This window comes from Halalkaliarchaeum desulfuricum (assembly GCF_002952775.1).
Classification (GTDB): domain Archaea; phylum Halobacteriota; class Halobacteria; order Halobacteriales; family Haloferacaceae; genus Halalkaliarchaeum; species Halalkaliarchaeum desulfuricum.
This window is the reverse complement of record NZ_CP025066.1, coordinates 659,087-675,678: the sequence shown is the minus strand read 5'-3', so window position 1 is coordinate 675,678 and position 16,592 is coordinate 659,087. Positions and strand designations below refer to the sequence as shown.

13 protein-coding genes and 1 pseudogene are annotated in these 16,592 nt (G+C 52.4%); 8 read left to right on the top strand and 6 right to left on the bottom strand.

All coding sequences use genetic code 11. From position 1 onward, the window contains the following. Positions 1-107: 107 nt before the first annotated feature. Positions 108-410, bottom strand: coding sequence for a hypothetical protein (locus AArcSl_RS17195; RefSeq protein WP_217563496.1), 303 nt, complete (start codon positions 408-410; stop codon positions 108-110). Between the two features lie 81 nt (positions 411-491). Here AArcSl_RS17195 and AArcSl_RS17190 point away from each other — a divergent pair, with 81 nt between their 5' ends. After that, a complete protein-coding gene (locus tag AArcSl_RS17190) occupies positions 492-830 on the top strand; it encodes a hypothetical protein (protein ID WP_217563495.1) in 339 nt (112 codons plus the stop codon). A 415-nt stretch (positions 831-1,245) separates the two neighbouring features. Here AArcSl_RS17190 and AArcSl_RS03245 read toward each other — a convergent pair whose 3' ends face one another. Further along, on the bottom strand, positions 1,246-4,542 hold the full coding sequence (locus AArcSl_RS03245; protein WP_133412117.1) for a hypothetical protein: 3,297 nt from the start codon (positions 4,540-4,542) through the stop codon (positions 1,246-1,248). A 101-nt stretch (positions 4,543-4,643) separates the two neighbouring features. Here AArcSl_RS03245 and AArcSl_RS03240 point away from each other — a divergent pair. From AArcSl_RS03240 to AArcSl_RS16600, 4 genes and pseudogenes are all read left to right on the top strand, one after another. After that, positions 4,644-5,275, top strand: a pseudogene (locus AArcSl_RS03240) (IS6 family transposase). 56 nt (positions 5,276-5,331) lie between these two features. Then, positions 5,332-7,086: a DEAD/DEAH box helicase gene (locus AArcSl_RS03235; RefSeq protein WP_119814962.1), complete on the top strand. Its 1,755-nt coding sequence runs from the start codon at positions 5,332-5,334 to the stop codon at positions 7,084-7,086. Beyond that, the gene (locus AArcSl_RS03230) at positions 7,079-8,236 is read left to right on the top strand and encodes a hypothetical protein (protein ID WP_119814959.1); all 1,158 of its coding nucleotides are present in this window, start codon (positions 7,079-7,081) and stop codon (positions 8,234-8,236) included. The genes AArcSl_RS03235 and AArcSl_RS03230 overlap by 8 nt, the downstream gene beginning before the upstream one ends. Before the next feature lie 344 nt (positions 8,237-8,580). Then, positions 8,581-9,045, top strand: coding sequence for a hypothetical protein (locus AArcSl_RS16600; RefSeq protein ID WP_133412116.1), 465 nt, complete (start codon positions 8,581-8,583; stop codon positions 9,043-9,045). 121 nt (positions 9,046-9,166) lie between these two features. Here AArcSl_RS16600 and AArcSl_RS03225 read toward each other — a convergent pair whose 3' ends face one another. Further along, positions 9,167-10,708: a hypothetical protein gene (locus AArcSl_RS03225; RefSeq protein ID WP_119814956.1), complete on the bottom strand. Its 1,542-nt coding sequence runs from the start codon at positions 10,706-10,708 to the stop codon at positions 9,167-9,169. A 268-nt stretch (positions 10,709-10,976) separates the two neighbouring features. Here AArcSl_RS03225 and AArcSl_RS17570 point away from each other — a divergent pair, with 268 nt between their 5' ends. Continuing rightward, positions 10,977-11,111: a hypothetical protein gene (locus AArcSl_RS17570; protein ID WP_281259895.1), complete on the top strand. Its 135-nt coding sequence runs from the start codon at positions 10,977-10,979 to the stop codon at positions 11,109-11,111. Positions 11,112-11,294: 183 nt separating this feature from the next. Next, complete coding sequence (locus AArcSl_RS03215; RefSeq protein ID WP_133412115.1) at positions 11,295-11,729, top strand: hypothetical protein; 435 nt, start codon at positions 11,295-11,297, stop codon at positions 11,727-11,729. An 83-nt stretch (positions 11,730-11,812) separates the two neighbouring features. Here the strand turns inward: AArcSl_RS03215 and AArcSl_RS03210 are convergent, their stop codons facing one another. The 3 genes from AArcSl_RS03210 to AArcSl_RS03200 all read right to left on the bottom strand — a co-directional run bounded on the left by AArcSl_RS03210 (position 11,813) and on the right by AArcSl_RS03200 (position 15,035). Next, entirely contained in the window at positions 11,813-12,868 is a 1,056-nt protein-coding gene (locus AArcSl_RS03210) for a tyrosine-type recombinase/integrase (RefSeq protein ID WP_119814947.1), read from the bottom strand. Next, on the bottom strand, positions 12,855-13,424 hold the full coding sequence (locus AArcSl_RS03205; protein WP_119814943.1) for a hypothetical protein: 570 nt from the start codon (positions 13,422-13,424) through the stop codon (positions 12,855-12,857). The genes AArcSl_RS03210 and AArcSl_RS03205 overlap by 14 nt, the downstream gene beginning before the upstream one ends. A gap of 228 nt (positions 13,425-13,652) precedes the next feature. Next, positions 13,653-15,035 (bottom strand): ATP-binding protein, encoded by a 1,383-nt coding sequence (locus AArcSl_RS03200; protein ID WP_119814940.1) that lies wholly within the window; start codon positions 15,033-15,035, stop codon positions 13,653-13,655. Between the two features lie 599 nt (positions 15,036-15,634). Between AArcSl_RS03200 and AArcSl_RS03195 the strand changes: the two genes are divergently transcribed. Beyond that, on the top strand, positions 15,635-16,312 hold the full coding sequence (locus AArcSl_RS03195) for a winged helix-turn-helix domain-containing protein (protein WP_245883340.1): 678 nt from the start codon (positions 15,635-15,637) through the stop codon (positions 16,310-16,312). The last annotated feature ends 280 nt before the right edge of the window (positions 16,313-16,592 follow it).

Below are 16,592 nucleotides of genomic sequence, written 5' to 3'. Positions count from 1 at the left end.
CCCGAATACCTCGAAACGGAACCAGACGGGGAGTGCTCGCCCGCCGCGCCGCGGCGTGGCGAGCACGCCCCATCGGATGATCACCCACAAGTTCCGCAGCAGGAAGCTCACGAGGATGAACAACAACCGAACGGCCGGATCAGTTGTATTCGTACGCGCACGCGCTTCGCGCATCGTCCGGAAGGCTGTCTCGATGGCTGAGCGGTGCTGGTAGAGAGCTTCGACTTCTTTCGGCGTACATCGGCCAGATCGCACGCCACGTACGCCCGCACGAGCAAGCCGTGTTTGCCCCGATTGCCCTGCTTGTAGGAGACACAGACCGCGAGCGGGAAGTGCAGTTCCCGCTCGCTTCCTTTGTACATCACGTACTCCGTCCAGTAGGAGACCGTCGTGTCCAGTTTCTCGGCCATCTGCTTCCCACGGCGGATGATCGGAAGAGCGACTGGTGCCACGGCATCCAGTCGCTTGATTGACGCGTCGTTGTAGAAACCATGGTCGGCGAGGAGACCAGCCACGGTGAACGGCAGAGCCGCGACGTGGTCGAACAGTCGCTCGATCGCGTCGCTTTTCGATTCATCACCACGGACTGGCGTGACTGCAACGATGAGTGGTTTGGCTCGACGGAGGACGAATCCGACGAGGTAGCGATGGCACTGGGAGGTTCCATCGCGGGGTTTCGTGTGGCAGAGTTCACCAGCCTCAGCGTGTGGACAGCCGTGGTAGTGGATATCGACGAAGTTGAGGCAGATGATCCTCGGCCCCGGCCCGAGGATCATCGCCGCCTGTTGGGCAAAGAGGGTGTTGACGGTGGATTCGAGGTCATCTGCTAGAACGGTGTGCAGTTGTGTAAGGGTGTAATCGTCGGGGTAGCTTTCACGAGTAGTGTCGGTGACGGCTTTGATGGACTTCTGATCGACAGCGGCTTGCAGAACCGTTTGACGGAGAATCCCGGAGTCGAAGGTGCGGCGGCGCTCAGTGGCCGGATGCAGGCAGCGTGAGCGACAGCTCTCTCAGTTCACGTTCTCCCCGCCTGTCGGTAGATCTGTCTGCCGACTCAGTTCCTGCTGCTGATTTTCCGCCAAGAACAACGATTAGGTATCACTGAACGAGCAAAAACAATACAGTCGTTGCCGTGGTTAGCTCAGGTAGCGGGCTCCATAGGTAATCTTGTAAATGAACGTATTATAGTTTACCAGCAATCCACCAGATTGATACCGTTGTTATGTTGTGTTTGGTAGGTTCTATTTACGAATCTTCATCTCTTCTTCTATCTTCGAACCGACGTTTTTGTAGGTACAACGTCCCACATATTGCAGCAATTGCTGTCCCGATTTCAAATCCTGGTACTTGTTCTGTCTTCGCAGACTCGATGTCCTCACTGTCCGTTTGGTCTTGTGATTCATCTGTATCATCCTCATCATTGAGATTATTTTCTCTTGATTCTCCTGCATCGGTTCGGGCTAGGACCTGTCCGACAACGTCGATATAGTTCCACACAACCTCTCTTTCTAATGAATAGTTGTCTCGGTTGATATCCTCGAACAACGTGTTGTTCCCAAAGTAAGTGACGGTGCCGTCACCGTAGGGCCGATAACCAAACACAGGTTTTCCAGCAGCAGATTCATCCTCCATGTCCTTCGTCCCGGTTCCAGAATGATCCAGAAACGCGTTCGAATCATCCGGAATTTCTGCTAAAACCGTCATTTCGTTTGGGACTGTAGATAGCGGAGTCCCCAAGGTCATATCCAACTTCGGGGTTAACTTACTGAGGGGGTGAAGGATAGTTCGTGCGTAAACGTCTCGACTTTCACTGTCAATTGGCGCCAGATCGACTTCGATATCGAATCGCTCCAAGAGCAGATTGATGTCGGAGTCTATGTCCCCCCTGCCAACAATCAATAATCCGTTCCCATCGTCCACAAACTCCTCTAATAAGTCTAAATCTGCGGTGCTGAATTCGTATCTGCTCCCTTTCCAAGGCAGAGCTGGCGGGACGATTAAAAGGTTGAATGATCCATCTTCGAGATCGGAAAGGTGATCCACAGTGTCGAACTCAACACCGCGGAAATACCAGGCCAAGTCATCGATGACGTCTGATCTGTACAGATCTCTCGGATCATGTCCGGTATAAAATCCGACAGAGGGCGGCGCAACGGCCATTTCAGCCTCCTGTTTGGCCTTGGTTGCGTTCTCCTTAGCCAGTTTGTAAGACTCGTGATCGAAGTAGGCTTCCGCGTTCTCACGTCGACGGGTTGCGCGGTACAGCCGGTACGTCCGTCCCTCGTCTTCTGCGGTCGAGATCGCGGAATCAGCCTCGACGATCGCGGCTCGTGCTTCATCTTCACTTCCGGGCGGCATAAGATCCTCAGTAGAGTGATTGACAACTAGGAACACCCACGTTTCTAGTCGAGGAATCGTCACCTGATATCCATCGTCATTGACATCCGTTGAGAGTTCGCCACGGCCTTTCGGCGAGTAGTAGTGAACACCAGTAACGGCTTCCAAGTCGATTGTGACGTTGAGACTAGTATGCACGGCCATGGAATCGTCAGTCGGATTGTATTCGTAATTCACGAAATGTATGATAGTCTGTTCGTTGTCGGCTTGTCCCATGATCGTCAGGCCGACGTCAATGTCCCCCGAGAACCGGATCGTTCGAGTGACAGAATCTGTTAACGCCGCGTTCAGATCATCCGGAACCGTAGTGTCCAACGCTGACGACGTCAAGTCGTCGGAAAATACGATTGAATTCCTGTGGGTCACCGACTCGCCGGTGTCGATAGTGGTCATATATTGCTCGTCGCGGGACGGGAACCCTCCGGTAGCGATCATAGTCGTACCCTGATCTAGTGCCTCGTTAAGAGCCATTACTTGCTCGTCACTGATTGCCGCAACGTTTGGGAACAATACTGCATCATACTGAGCGAGTCTGTCTAGTTGTTCAGAGTCATCCCAGAGGTCATCATGGCCAAAGATGATGACATCGTACGCGTAATTCAACCGACGTAGGATCTGTACTGCGCCCCTGAACGACTCAATATGATCCATTGCGTACCAGTCCCACTCGGGTGCGTAATGCCAGAGCATCGTCGGCAGCGAATAGACGACAGCGACATCGTTCTCCGGATCGGGGTCCATCAGGAATCGCTCGTGAACTCGCACAAACTTAACGAAGTCCAGCAAGACGTCCGGAACTGTGCCATCTTCACGCACCCAGTTATTGACCACTTTTTCTCGGTGAGTGTGGCCCGCTCCCCCCGACAAATTAGGTGGTTTCCGACATCCATTAGCGTACGCTTCAGCGACTTGGAGTTGCAATAGGGTCGGGTACTCATCCGCCGGATCTAACCCTTGGAGAGCGTCGTATCCTTCCCACATGGACCGGTGGAGGATGACCGGTTTTTGGAAATGGCCAGCCGCAACCCCAAACTTGTAGACGAAATCCCTGACAAAATCGGGTGGAACCGAGGGTGTATCTTCAAGAAATACAAGGTCAAATGGATCGTGAATGTGCATGAGGTCTGGGGTGTTCCGGAAGTCGTCTCCCATGAACCCGTTAGCATAGAATTCAACACGTTCCGTTGGAAGGTCTGCCGACCGGACGGTGTCGATGACCTGTTCGAACTGCTGCTTAATCGCCTTGTGCTGCAGGAGGAGGAATTCCCTGTAGATGGGGTCCACTGCAGGCGGTTCATCATTACCAAGTTCAAGGTCCGTCAAGTATTCCGATACGTCGAACGAATCGACATCATCATCTTCCAGTCCCAGGGTTCGAAGTTCATTAGACGACAACTTTTCGAGGTGGTCACGAAACGCTGATTCCGCCCAAACCGAATGATCGAGACCGCCCAGCCGTTGTAGTTTAGCGAAGTCGATAAAGAAGGTGGAATATCCGAATTCGACCGCCTCAATCATCGGCGTAGCAAGGAACTCAATGGTTCCGTCTGCGAAAGGAGAGAGCACTTTGACGCTTCCCTGATCCTCTTCTTTTAAAACATGGGGGTCACCGTCTCGGTTTTTCGCTACGAGTGCGTCGATCTCTGTCACCGCCGACCCATCAGGATAGGTGAACTGCTCTTCCTCGTTTAGTCCTTCATACCAGGGTTGCGCTTGCCAAGGTGACAGCGTATTTGATCGGGTCATTAGTCCGGGGATTCCAGTATCAATCGCCATGCGACCAAGCTCGCGGAAGTTATCCGGAATTCCGTCAATTTCGATTGAGCCTCTGCGCCCGGCGTTGCGATGGAACAAAAATACATCGGGATCGAACTGAAGCTGAACATCGAGAAATTCGTCATAAGAGAGTTCATCCCACCCAGTATCAACCTCGTATCTCGGAACTAGTGGAGTTCCTTTCATGGTCGGCAAAAAAGCCTCCTCCAGATTTGGTGCAGGGATGGTGACATTATCACTGATCGGATTGAAGCGGACTCCTTCGGAGGCAGCCTCACGAGTGGTGCCTAATCCAAGTCCAATAAGTGATAGAGGTAAGAGTTGCAGTGACCGTCGTCGGGAGATCGAAGGGCCCTTGCCGGAGTTCATGACCGAGATAGCGGTACAGGAATAATATAAATACTGGGGCATTCTGATTGGCGGTGTTTAGTTAAGCGTGAAAAGTGAGGCGGACAGGTTTCTTGGTGTCTATGCCAGAAATCAGCCGCCTCAGTGGGAATAGAGAGTGGATTGATTTGGTGTTTGTGGAGCGCGAGCGGACATCCGAGCCGGCGATGGCGCTCGGTATTCAATCGCACGTTGCGAGGCTATCGCTCTTGAATACCGTTGAATTACTCGAATCCTGGGTGTCCAACGGAGTCGCAAAGCGATTCACGATTGGGTACAGAAAGCCGATCTACAGCCAGAACCTGGCCAATCTCTGAATCAGGTCGCGCTTGACGAGACAGTAATTCGGAACGACCAGCAATTCTGGCTGTATGCCGCCGCAGACCCGGAAACTAACAACCTGCTCCACGTCCGGCTCTTTTCGACGACCAGAACATCGCTCACCCAGATCTTCCTCCGCGAACTGCGACAAAAACACGATGTCGAATCTGCTGTCTTTTTCGTCGATGGCGCTCAACACCTCCAAATCGCGCTCCAACGAGCTGGGCTCCGATTTCAGATGCGTCGCCACGGAAATCGGAATGCCGTCGAACGGATCTTCCGAGAACTAAAGCGTCGAACCTCCTCATTCTCGAATTGCTTCAGTCACGTTGAACCAGAAACTGCCGAATCATGGCTTCAAACCTTCGCTCGATGGCACAATGCCACTAACTAAACACGACCGGTTCACGGCGCAAAAGGTATTTCACCGTTAACTGACTCCTCGGGAACATGGGCGATTACGACCTCGTGGACATCGAGATCACTCACGAGGACTCGGATGCGATCTGTCGTTACCTAACGGAAGGATCCCGGGGGGAACAGCATCTCTACTCGGTTCAGGCGGCTCGATTGCAGGCAGGACAGCCGGATTCAGAGCTTCGCTCTCTGAAACAGCTTGACGAGAACGCGGTCAAGATGCTCGAACATCAGGTCGATGCCGCGTATCGTGCGCTGTTCGAGATGGACGGGAAAGCGTTGCTCGCAGACGAGGTTGGACTCGGCAAGACGATCGAAGTCGGAATGATCCTCAAAGAGATGCATTTCCGGGAGACCGACGATTCCGTGCTCATCCTGACGCCGGCCCAACTGGCCAAACAGTGGCAAGCGGAACTCCGGGAGAAGTTCGGCCTGGAGTTCGTATCTAACTACGACGACGACTTTCGCGGGTTCGACAGCCACGACTACATCATCGCCAGCATCGACACGGCGAAAAGCGACAGACATCGTCAAACCGTGCTCAAACGCGACTGGGACGTGCTTGTCCTCGACGAAGCCCATTACGTCAAAAACGAGGAGACGGATCGCTACGATCTGATCGACCAACTCTCGTACAACTACGCGTTTTTCCTCACGGCGACGCCGATACAGAACGAACTCACCGATCTCTACAACATCGTCTCACTGCTCCGCCCGGGCCTGTTCGGAACCCGTGACGTGTTCCATCACTACTTCGTGGACAGTGAGCAAGAGACGCTCGTCAACCGGAACGAACTCCAAGACCGACTGAACAAGGTGATGATCCGGAACCGTCGTGAGGACACGGATGTGGACTTCACCGAACGACGGATCGACACCCGAAAATTCGATCCATCGCCGGAAGAACGCGAACTCTACCGAGCCGTATCCGACTACGTCAAGGGAGCATACAGTCAGGACCAAGGGCAGAAACTGGTGTTGATGCTCCTCCAAAAGGAGGTCGTCAGCAGTCCCGAGGCGCTAAAGGCGACGATCCAGCGACGACTCGACGACCAATCCGAACTCACACAAACTGAAGAACTGGAGTCGATTCTCGACCTGATCGAGAACGTTGACACAGTCACCAAACAAGAACGCTTGCTCGATATCGTTGAAGAAGCACGGGATTCCGTCGAGAAGGGACGAGTGATCGTCTTCACGCAGTTCAAAGCGACACAACGTCGAGTCGCGGAACGATTGGCGTCGGAGGGATACACTGTCCATTCGTTCCATGGTGGCCACTCCAGCCAGGAGAAAGAGGAGATCATCAAAAACTTCGAAGAGCAGGGTGGAATTCTCGTTTCAACCGACGCAATGTCGGAGGGACGTAACGCACAGTTTTGTAATATAATTGTTAATTGGGATCTCCCATGGAATCCCATGCGCGTCGAGCAACGAATCGGTCGAATCCATCGGATCGGGCAAAACCGACAAGTCTACGTGTTCAACATGGCGTTGAAAGATACCGTTGAGGAGTACGTTCTCGAACGGCTGTATCACAAGATCGATCTCTTCCAGCAGAGCGTCGGCGAACTGAGCGAGATCCTCACGAGAATGGAAGAGTCCGGAAGAAGCTTCGAGGACGAGATCTTCGAGCGGTTGGTTAATGCGGATTCGGAAGTCGATCTAGAGAACGACTTCGACGCGATGGCGGTTGATCTCCAGGAGCAACGCGATCTCGCCGAGAAGCTAGAGGAGTTCAACAGTGAGGTTTTCGAAGGGTTCGATCTGGGGGCCGGCAATGACTGACGCTTCGATCCCCATCACACAGTCTGTCGTCGAGGACTTCACCGAACGGTATCTTCGATCGCTCGGCTGCCAGGTAAACGTGAAAACTCATGCTGAAGAGTGGGAAATAACGATTCCATCAGATGTCGATACGAAACTACCCAGAGGAGAGTTCACCCTCGTTTGTGACTCTACGGAGGGAGCGGGTGAGGATGCTGAGCTCCTGCACCCGGAAAGTTCGTTCTTTCAGCGTGTTCTCGATGACGCCGCGGATCGCGCACCGGTTGGAAACGTCACGATCGAATCCGCCGATACGGATGTCATAATTCCCGACTGGCTGCGCGAGAGCGACGTCGAGGTCACCGATGTCCAGTTCACACCATATTACGATCGGAGTGCTCTGGTCATACTCTTTCGAGTAAGTGTCGAAACCGTGAGCGAATATCAGCAGGAGTTCCTTCGCGGAATCGGAATCGACGTTCGCTCGGGAGAGGTCCTTCCGAATATTGATGGAACGCTTCTAGACCTGACGAAGCCGGGAAACACCTCCCTCTCTACAAGTGGGGTCACAATCGATCCGGAACGCATAAAGCAATTGGTGGACGCATCTCGTGAATCGCTTGTTTCCGATATTCGGCCGATGATCGATGAGATTCATCGAGAAGCCTCACGCGCTGCCGACGCCGAACTCGAAGAGTATCGGCAACTGCAACAACAACGAGAGGAGGAGTTAGAAGCAAAGCTCGGTCGTCTTCAGTCACAGATCGAGGATCTGAGCAAGACGATCGAAAACGTGGACCAGGAAGACCGGGTGGAGGTACTCCAAGAACGACGGGAGCTCAGATCGGAACTTGAGGAGATGGATGCCGACCTCACAGAGTTGCGTCGCCGACGCGAACAGGGATATCCGAACCAACAGCGTGAGATCCGTGACCGACATGCGCTAGAAGTGATTGTTACCCCTGTTACTGTCACTGAAGTTCAGTATGAGCGCGGTGACATCGAATTCGAACTAGCCGATGATGTCGCTTCGGTGACTTTGACGATCGGATATGGGAGTGGTGTTGGGGTTACGGAAGATATCGACTGCGATCTTTGCAACCGGCCGCTCTCTAGAGAGATTCAACTTGCGACCGTTAACAATGGAATTCAATGTATGGACTGTTCGTAGAGGTCCTGTTGAAACTCTATTCTTTAGATAGATACCTCTGTGGAGCAGTAGGTCGGTGAAAATTGCAAATTGACCGGTGAATCTCCTATCTAGTCTTAATGAATTTTTTGACAGCTGGTTAAGATATATAATGAGAATCTTACAGAGAGATTCACCCCGAATTGCCTGTGAAGGTGATGTATGAAGATCATGGTATAGACTACTTAATTTATGGCGACCCGACAGCTCTCCCATCCAACTGGTGTCAAGGTCTCCAAAGTGTTTGCCGAGGAGGATACCTTTCGGTGTATATTCATATAACTGAAAGCGACAAATTATATGATAGTACGCTCATTATACGGACAATGGTTACTATTGATGTCAATCCAGATCCGGAAGACACTGAAGAAGATGAAACAAATGATTTGAATTATAGAAAAGCGTTCGAAGAAAATGGGATCACTTATCTCGAAGTGTATGAAGTATGTTATTCTAGTTCAGAAATTCCCGATTGGATTTATGAGGTGTTTCCACATATTGACCACATTTCTCACGCCGAAATCACTCTTTCAGAAAACTTAGAACAGCTGTGGATCCACGAATTCGAATGGGAAGAAGAAAGAGATATTCATGTCGCACTGTTTATTCCAGAGTCCCTAAAAGAGGCGGACGACAGATACGGATCTGAGTCGTTGGAACGGGATGGATTGGATGTTATTGCGGAGACATTAGCTCCCTTGGTTGAAGAGAGGGCTGATAGACCTCCTATCGGAACCGAAAAGCCACCCCGAGAAAGATTGAATCATTTGATCAATAAAGCTAATCACTGATATTTTAGAAAACACGACTGATAGTTTGGACTATTCCGCTGATTGTTTCATCTGTATCGACACAGCAGTCATAATTTGTCACTTGAGGAGGACTCCAATTGAGTCTACAAAACCCAACTTCTCAATCGTGAGGACTCACAGAGATGTCTTCATTTTCGTTGAGTGCTTCAATAATCAGCTTTCGCTCGTATAGTGTGACTTCTTCTGGACCAAGGGCGAACCAGTAGAGCAAATCTGTCTCCCCATGACGGCGATGAGCCACGTGAGCGAATAACCTCCCGTAAGGGGTAGGTCGCCATCCGTCGTCTTTTTTCTTGAAAATCGGCCGCGTCGTCCAGAGTTCCCCGTTCCCCTCGTCGGACAGTCGATTCAAGATCGTTGCAACCACACTTTCATCCACCCCAATCGACTTTCCGATTGCACTCCTCTTCTTCGTGGTTAATTCCGGAACAGCGTTTCCTTCCTTTTCAAAAGAGGCTCCCGTTTCTTCATCGTCGGGCCCAGTCTCACCCTCCTGTTCTTCCGTATCGTCATCACCTGTCTCTCCTTCGGGAGACTCCGAGTTGTACTGAGCCATGTGTCCCTCAATCACGAGCTGTGCCGATTCGATACCGGGCACGCTTCGTGATTCGAGAGTGGACTGGTCTTCCGTTAGTTGAGCGTATAACTGATCGACTTCTCGAAGCGGCACGGTGTCCGCGATCTTTGAGACGAGGTGCTTCACCGCATTCTTGTGGTGTGTTTCGTCTTCCAAAACCGGCTGATGATGGAGGACTTCCCGAACGAGTATCGGGTGAGGCTCGAAGCCGGCTTCTTCAATTCCCTCTGCAGTCACCTTCCGTGCCGAACCAAAGAAAGCATTGAGTTCGTCTAAGTCCGGGGCACGTTCGGCATCCTTCTTTCGAGAATCGTGATTATCTCTCATAACTGTGATAAGCTCATCCAATTTCTCTCGTTCTTGATCTAGTGAGTCACGTGATTGTCCGATAAACGCTAGGAGGAAACCCCAGATCAAATCAGCGCCTGGAACATCTTCGTCATGCTCTGGACGCAGAATGCGCAATAGGTTCCCGATCTCGTATCCGAACTGAGTTTCTCTCGATGCGACGGAATTACCGTGGAAGAACACGTCATCTCGGACTTGTTGTCCACGTTGATCGACCGAGATCAACTCTTCCCAGAGGTCAGAAGGTCCATCGAAAGGTGATTCGTATTGTTCGACTTCCCGCTCCTCTGGAGAAAGATCCTCTATACCCGTCCACTCCTCGGCTGAGCGGTACTGTCGATGAAGATCTGCCCACCGAGACTGAGTCTGCTTGCTCTCGACTTTTCCGGATTCCCAGCGGTCCTCCGAAAGGTATGGTGTGTCGTGAAGGAGCGCGACATCCTCGATCAATTGCTGTAGTCGATCTGGGAGGCGGTCTCGCTTCTTCAATACTCCCTTGTTACGCTCCGAGCGGTCACTCACGTCCCCGGTTTTGATCAGCTTCCGCTGTGTGCCGGAGAATACGTACTTCGAGTTGAGGTTCTGGTCTGCTTCGACGTCGAGTTCGATTGGTGGTCCGTGCCCCTCGCGCGGTGTCGGTATCGACGACGTCAACGCGGGTCCGAGTTTGGGCACCTCGTTAAACAACTCTCCGTGCGTCCGTCCTGCATCTCGCACGTCCTCTCGGCTTTTTTGCGGGTACATAAATCCATCGCCGGAAGGAAGGGGCCGGCGCAGTCTACCGACACCACACCCCCCAAATTCCTCTTGCAATGCAAGAAAGTAACACTCGACGAGGTTGCGCACAACGAAAACGCATTCACCACGCACCACACGCGTGGGAGCGCGCCCACACGCGAAACACGTCTTGTCCGTGCCTGGGGTGGTCGGAGTGAGTTCTGACAATTCCGATCTTAACGAAGAACTCACGCGAGTTGACCAGAACGTGAACGGGCTTTACCAAGGGATCATTCCCGATCTGGTGGCCCGGATAGAGGAATTGGAGGCCCGTCAGCAGGAGCTTGAAGCGGAGATAGAGGATCTTCGTCAGATGATTTCCCAGTCGGAGGATGACGAATGAACGAAAAAGAGGGCGAACTCGCCAGTATGATATATTATTATTGTATTATTTGTAGTAGTACAGTAAGTACGTACGTAGAGGTCTTCTCGCCGCTGATCTCTTTCCCACGGAGATCGATTCTGGGCCGAGTCAGTATTACGGTAACACTCGCCAGCCGGCAGCAACTCAACCGAGGTGTCCAGCGTGAGTAAGAGACGAAAATCAGTCACGATCGATGAGAACCTCGCGGACGAGGTTGATCGCAGAAGTGAGATTAATTTCTCAGGGCTAGTTAACGATCTCATCGAAAACTACCTTTCTGAGGGTGACAATCCTCATAAAGTGAAGGCCGCACTCACGGTACGTCTCGATCGTATCGAGAGCGAGATCGAACGGAAGGAAAAACAACTCAACCAGCTCCGAGAAGAACGAGAGGAGATCGAGAACCTCATCGAGGAGCAGGAGGAAAAGCGTGATCCGCAGTTAGAAAAGGGACTCAAGGTACTGCAAAATCTTCCTGAAGAAAAGTTACACACAGAGAATAAAGCGGTTAAAAATTGGGCGCGAAAAATAGGCATACCGGCCGAGAATCTCGTTGAGAAAGTAGAAGAATACGATTCTTCCGACGAATCTCGGTAGGCTGTGTGACTCACTACACAATCTAGATCCTATTCGACCTGTAGGATCACAGCAGAACCGGTGCTCAACACAAGCGGTTGTATTTATCGTGGACCGCGCTCTCGAACGACCTTCCGGATCTGTTGCCAGTCGGTTGAGACGTACTTCATCGTCGTATCCAGTTTTCGGTGCCCGAGCACTTTGGCGAGCATGTGGACCGGGATCCCGTCTTCGTCAGGATCTGCGGGATGGGTGCCGTTCGCTGAGTGAGAGGCCATCGAGTGGCGGAGCGTGTGAGCAGTCACGAGCCATCGCGTGTTCCCGTTCGCGTCCTCGCCGATCGGCTCGTTGACGCCCGCTTCCTTGGCCTGCTCTTTGACGATCCGGCTGATATAGGTCGGTCTCATCTGTGGTGATTGCTGTGTCAGGAAGAGGTAGTCCGATTCGTTCGCGGTTGGGTACGAGTGACGCTGTTTCTCGACCCATTCTCGCATCAGGTAGTCCAAGTTCTCGTGGTAGTAGACGTACCGGATGTAGTTATCGTCGCCTGGGTCGGCCTTCGCGGAGTTGATGCGGATTTCGCGTTTTCCGAAGTCGATGTCGCGGAGTCGCACGTTCGCCAGTTCGACAGATCGGACACCGGTTTGGTAGAGCAAGCGGAGTAGCAGTTCGTTTCGTATTGCCGGCGACCCAGGGTGCTCGAATATCTTCTGGACGTCCTCGGGCGGGATGGCGATGACAGCGTCGTCGGTATCACCGCGTTGCTTTAGGATCTTGACTTTCTGTGAGGTTTGCGGCTTTATGTGATTGTAGTCGGTGTCGTCCAGTGAGACGTTCTCCGCCGGGTTCGTCTCACAGTAGTTGCGGTTACAGGCCCAGATGTAGAAGACTGAGACGGTAGACAGGAGTGAGGCAACCATCGTATCTGCCTTGTGGAGGTTCTGATCGACGAACTCTCGAACGTGGCTTTCTTTAGACGTTTTCGGGTCGATCTCGTTGCGTTGGCAGTAGACCATCCACTGGCGGAGACACGATCGTCGCGTCTGGAGTGTCGTGTCCTTCCCGCTCCCTTTCAGAAACGCGCAGTACTTATCGTGGAGCTCTTTGTGGATGCCGGTGAGATCCTCCGGCTTTTCGCCTACCTCGTTATTGCTGGACATAGTACACGTTGTGGGGGGATCCGTCCACGATGACGGTGGTACTCTTTACGCGGCTCATTTGGTGTTCGAGCAGCGCCAGAGCCCGGGTAACATCGTATTCTGACCCGTCAACCTCCTGTGCGAGTCGCCACGGTTGACCCTCCCAGGCTCCGGACTCGATCGGTGGCTCCTCCGATAACGCTTCAGGGTCCGCAACTCTAGGTAGTTCATCGTGAAGCTCGCTCGCCAGGTCCATCAGTTCGGTGTCCTGTTGAGCGTCAGTAGCGAGGCTAATACGTTCGATCCGTTGGTTTACTCCTCGCAGTTCAGCCTTCATCTCCGCAATCTCGTCTTCGATGCCGCTCATATCGACGTCGATCGACTGGGAATCTCCGCTGGGAATATCCTCGGTGACTCCTTCCTTGTACCCGATTCGTCTCAGTTCGTTCTCCACGGAATCGCGGATGAGCTGGGTCATCGATTCGTATCGTCCGGTCTCTTCGATGGCATCCTTCCACTCGGACTTGACCTCGGGTTGGACGGCGATGTTGATCTGTTCTCTCCCGTTCCTGGGCATACGCGTAGTCTCGGAAGGTCGGATAATAAGTATTTATAGAATAAATCTAGAACACTTCCAAACATGCGCCAGATGTTCGGACAAAGCTGAAAACAGTTCTAGAACGCAAACGCGCGTTCTGGACGTTCTTACGCCGTTTTACTAAAATTTCACAATGTGTCCTGCGATTAGTTCGCGCTGAGCAGCGGCTATCGCGGCTCTATAGCTTTTTTGGTGTTTGACTGTAGCCTACGCGTGTCTCGTGACATCTTCGAGCTCGAATAGTTGTACGTCACCGCGCTCGGACACCGCTTCCTGAACCGACTGCGTCGCACCACTCCGGGAGAATAACGCGTACTTGATGTCTTTCTCACCGATGTCCGGCGTCCAGCGAATTTCGGCGGCATTGTCTTCGAGGGAAGCAAGAGCTCCGTAGTTGAGCGGAGCGTTGGTGAACTTGCATTCACCCACGACTACCGTGCCGTCCGTGGTGAATCCAACGACGTCAACTTCGTGCTCCTTGTACCACCATCGTCCGAGATCCAGGAACGCTTCGTCGGGGTAGAGGCCCGGGAGTGCGTCTTGGCAAAGTCTCTCGAATTCGTGACTCACGAAGTCCGGGAGCTCCGGTTCGATGACGGCGTCGTACGCGTTCTCTCCGAGCCGTTCGTATCGATCCTCCTTGCCGTAGACGAACCGGAACCAGAACCGGAACAGGGGATCGAGGATTCGATAGCGCCCCCGGCGTGACTTCGCCTTCTCTTCGGTGATCGGGACCTCCCGCTCGATGAGCCGCAGACGCTCCAACTTCTGTGTGTACGCCGAGATCTGCTTTCCATCGATTCCTATCGCCTGGGCGATCTCGTTCGACGTTGTCTTTCCGGCGGCGATGGCGGTGAGGATCGCAAAGTACCGGTTCGGTTCCGTGAGTTCGGTCCGGAGTACGTACTCCGGTTCGTTATGGAGGTATCCCTTCTGGGAGAGCACTTCCTCGGTGAGAATCGTTTCGAGGTCCTGTTCGAGATCGACGCCATCGAGATAGTACGGGACGCCACCGAAGATGCCCCACGTAAAAACCCGTTCTTCGGCCGAATATTCGTCCGGAACGAACTCCTGTGCAGCAGCAAAACTGAGAGGCCGGAGGTCAAGTCGTTCGGTGAACCGTCCGTACAATGGACTGTTCCCGAGAAGCGTCGCTTCTTCCATCATACTGATCGACGATCCGACCAGAATGAGCGTTCCCGAGGTGTTCTGGAGCCGCTGGTCCCACAGTCGCTGAATGACCGAAGGGAGGCTCTCGTCGGCGTCGATGAGGTAGGGGAATTCGTCCAGAACCACGATCCCGTCCTGATCTCCTAGATACCCGAGCAGCGCTTCCCAGTTCTGTTTGATCTGCGTGATGCCGGGAAAGCTTTCGGAGGCGACATCGACGAACTCGTCAAGCTGTATTTGGGAGGTGGTCTCCGTGGCCTGATAGACGACTGCGTCGTCACGGTCCGAGAGCGAGTGTTGGACGAGCTGTGTCTTTCCGAGACGTCGCCGACCGAAAACCACGACCATCTCTGCGTCATCGGATTCATAACATCCGCGTAGCCGAGAGAGTTCATCGTCTCGGTCCACGAAGTGGTCCATACGCCTATTCCACCGTGAGAAGAAATAATACTTCCGAATAGTCTATTTCAAAATAGGCTAATTTGAAATTGCCTAATTGGGCTTCATATGCATATCTTGATTTGAGCGGTCAGACGGCAACTCCGACCGTGACCGCTTGCGACGACGCTGCTATTCAACAGTTGCAGAACGCACGGAACCGTGTTCAGGTCTCACAGCATATCCGGACAAAACCGCCGCTATGTTCACTGAACACATCTCTCCTTTTGTGCGCCAGATGTTCGGACAGGGTTGAGACCGTCCGTTGTTTGTGATAGTGATCAGCAGAGATTCTCATGGGTTTCAATATGACAGTTAGAATAGATTTTGAAATCACCATGCAAGATGTAGAGGATTGGTGTTACAGACGAAGTTTCTCATTGCAGTATCCTGTCAGAAACAGCTTGATATGTACAATGGGCGAGTCTTGCACTGAGTGTTCGATGAAGATCGACGATTCAGATCGGTCTATTCAGGTGGTTGACTTACTACTCTCATTCTCAAGGCCATCGATATCAAACCCTGAAGCACATATATGTGTGTCGGAAAAATATATATGTGCCTATGGCATAGTGTATTGTATGACTGACGACCCATCTCCCGACGGCCCCGACGAGTTCCCCTCTGAAGAGGAGATCCCGGACGAACCGGTGACCGTGGATGCTATTGATCCATTCAGTGTTGATGACGACGACTTTGAAGACATCGATGACTTCGCCGCCGCAGAGTGGAAAAACCAGAGCACTGCGGACGAACGAATTCGCACGGTGATCAACAGAACGACGACTCCGAAATCGGCGTCCGACATCTCAGACACAGCTCTCGTCTCAGAAACAAAAGCCAGAACGACACTCAACAAGCTTGCTGAAGAAGGCATCGTTAGAAGTCATCAGACCGACTCGGGAAAGCTATACAGCCGAGATCCAGAGTGGCATCTTCTCAAACAGATCAGGAAACTCGCCAGCAGCGAAACGCTTGTCAATCAAATCCAGCGAATAAAACAAGAACTCACAGAGTACAAATCCAAATATGACGTGAATGGCCCAGAGGAACTTCTGATTTCAGACAAGGAACTCGACCAGAATGAACTCGACGACATCTCTCACTGGCGGACAGCAGAACGAGAATTAAGCCACCTCAGAGCGGCATACCGCCTGAAAGAAGCAAAAGAGCAGGCGTCAATCGTCGGTGAACCGGAAGAGAGGCGCACGGGTAATCAAACAACAACACCCAGTAATAATCAGGCCCCACTCCAATAATGGGACTGGGGAATGGCTCTCCAATCGATTCAGCAGCGATTGATGAAAGCGTGAATCAGATGCACCAACAACTCGGGAGAGGAGTTGTCAAAGTGCGATTCCGATACCAGAAAGGGCAACCGTTCAAACCGCGTGACGGAAAAGACGTGAGAACAGCACGAGTCACTATTACGCCTGGAATCCACAAGCAGGCTGGGTATTTCGATATCCAGTGGTGGGAAAATGGAGACTACAAATACCACTATCGGGAAGAAGGACTAGAATTTAGATTCGGACGCGA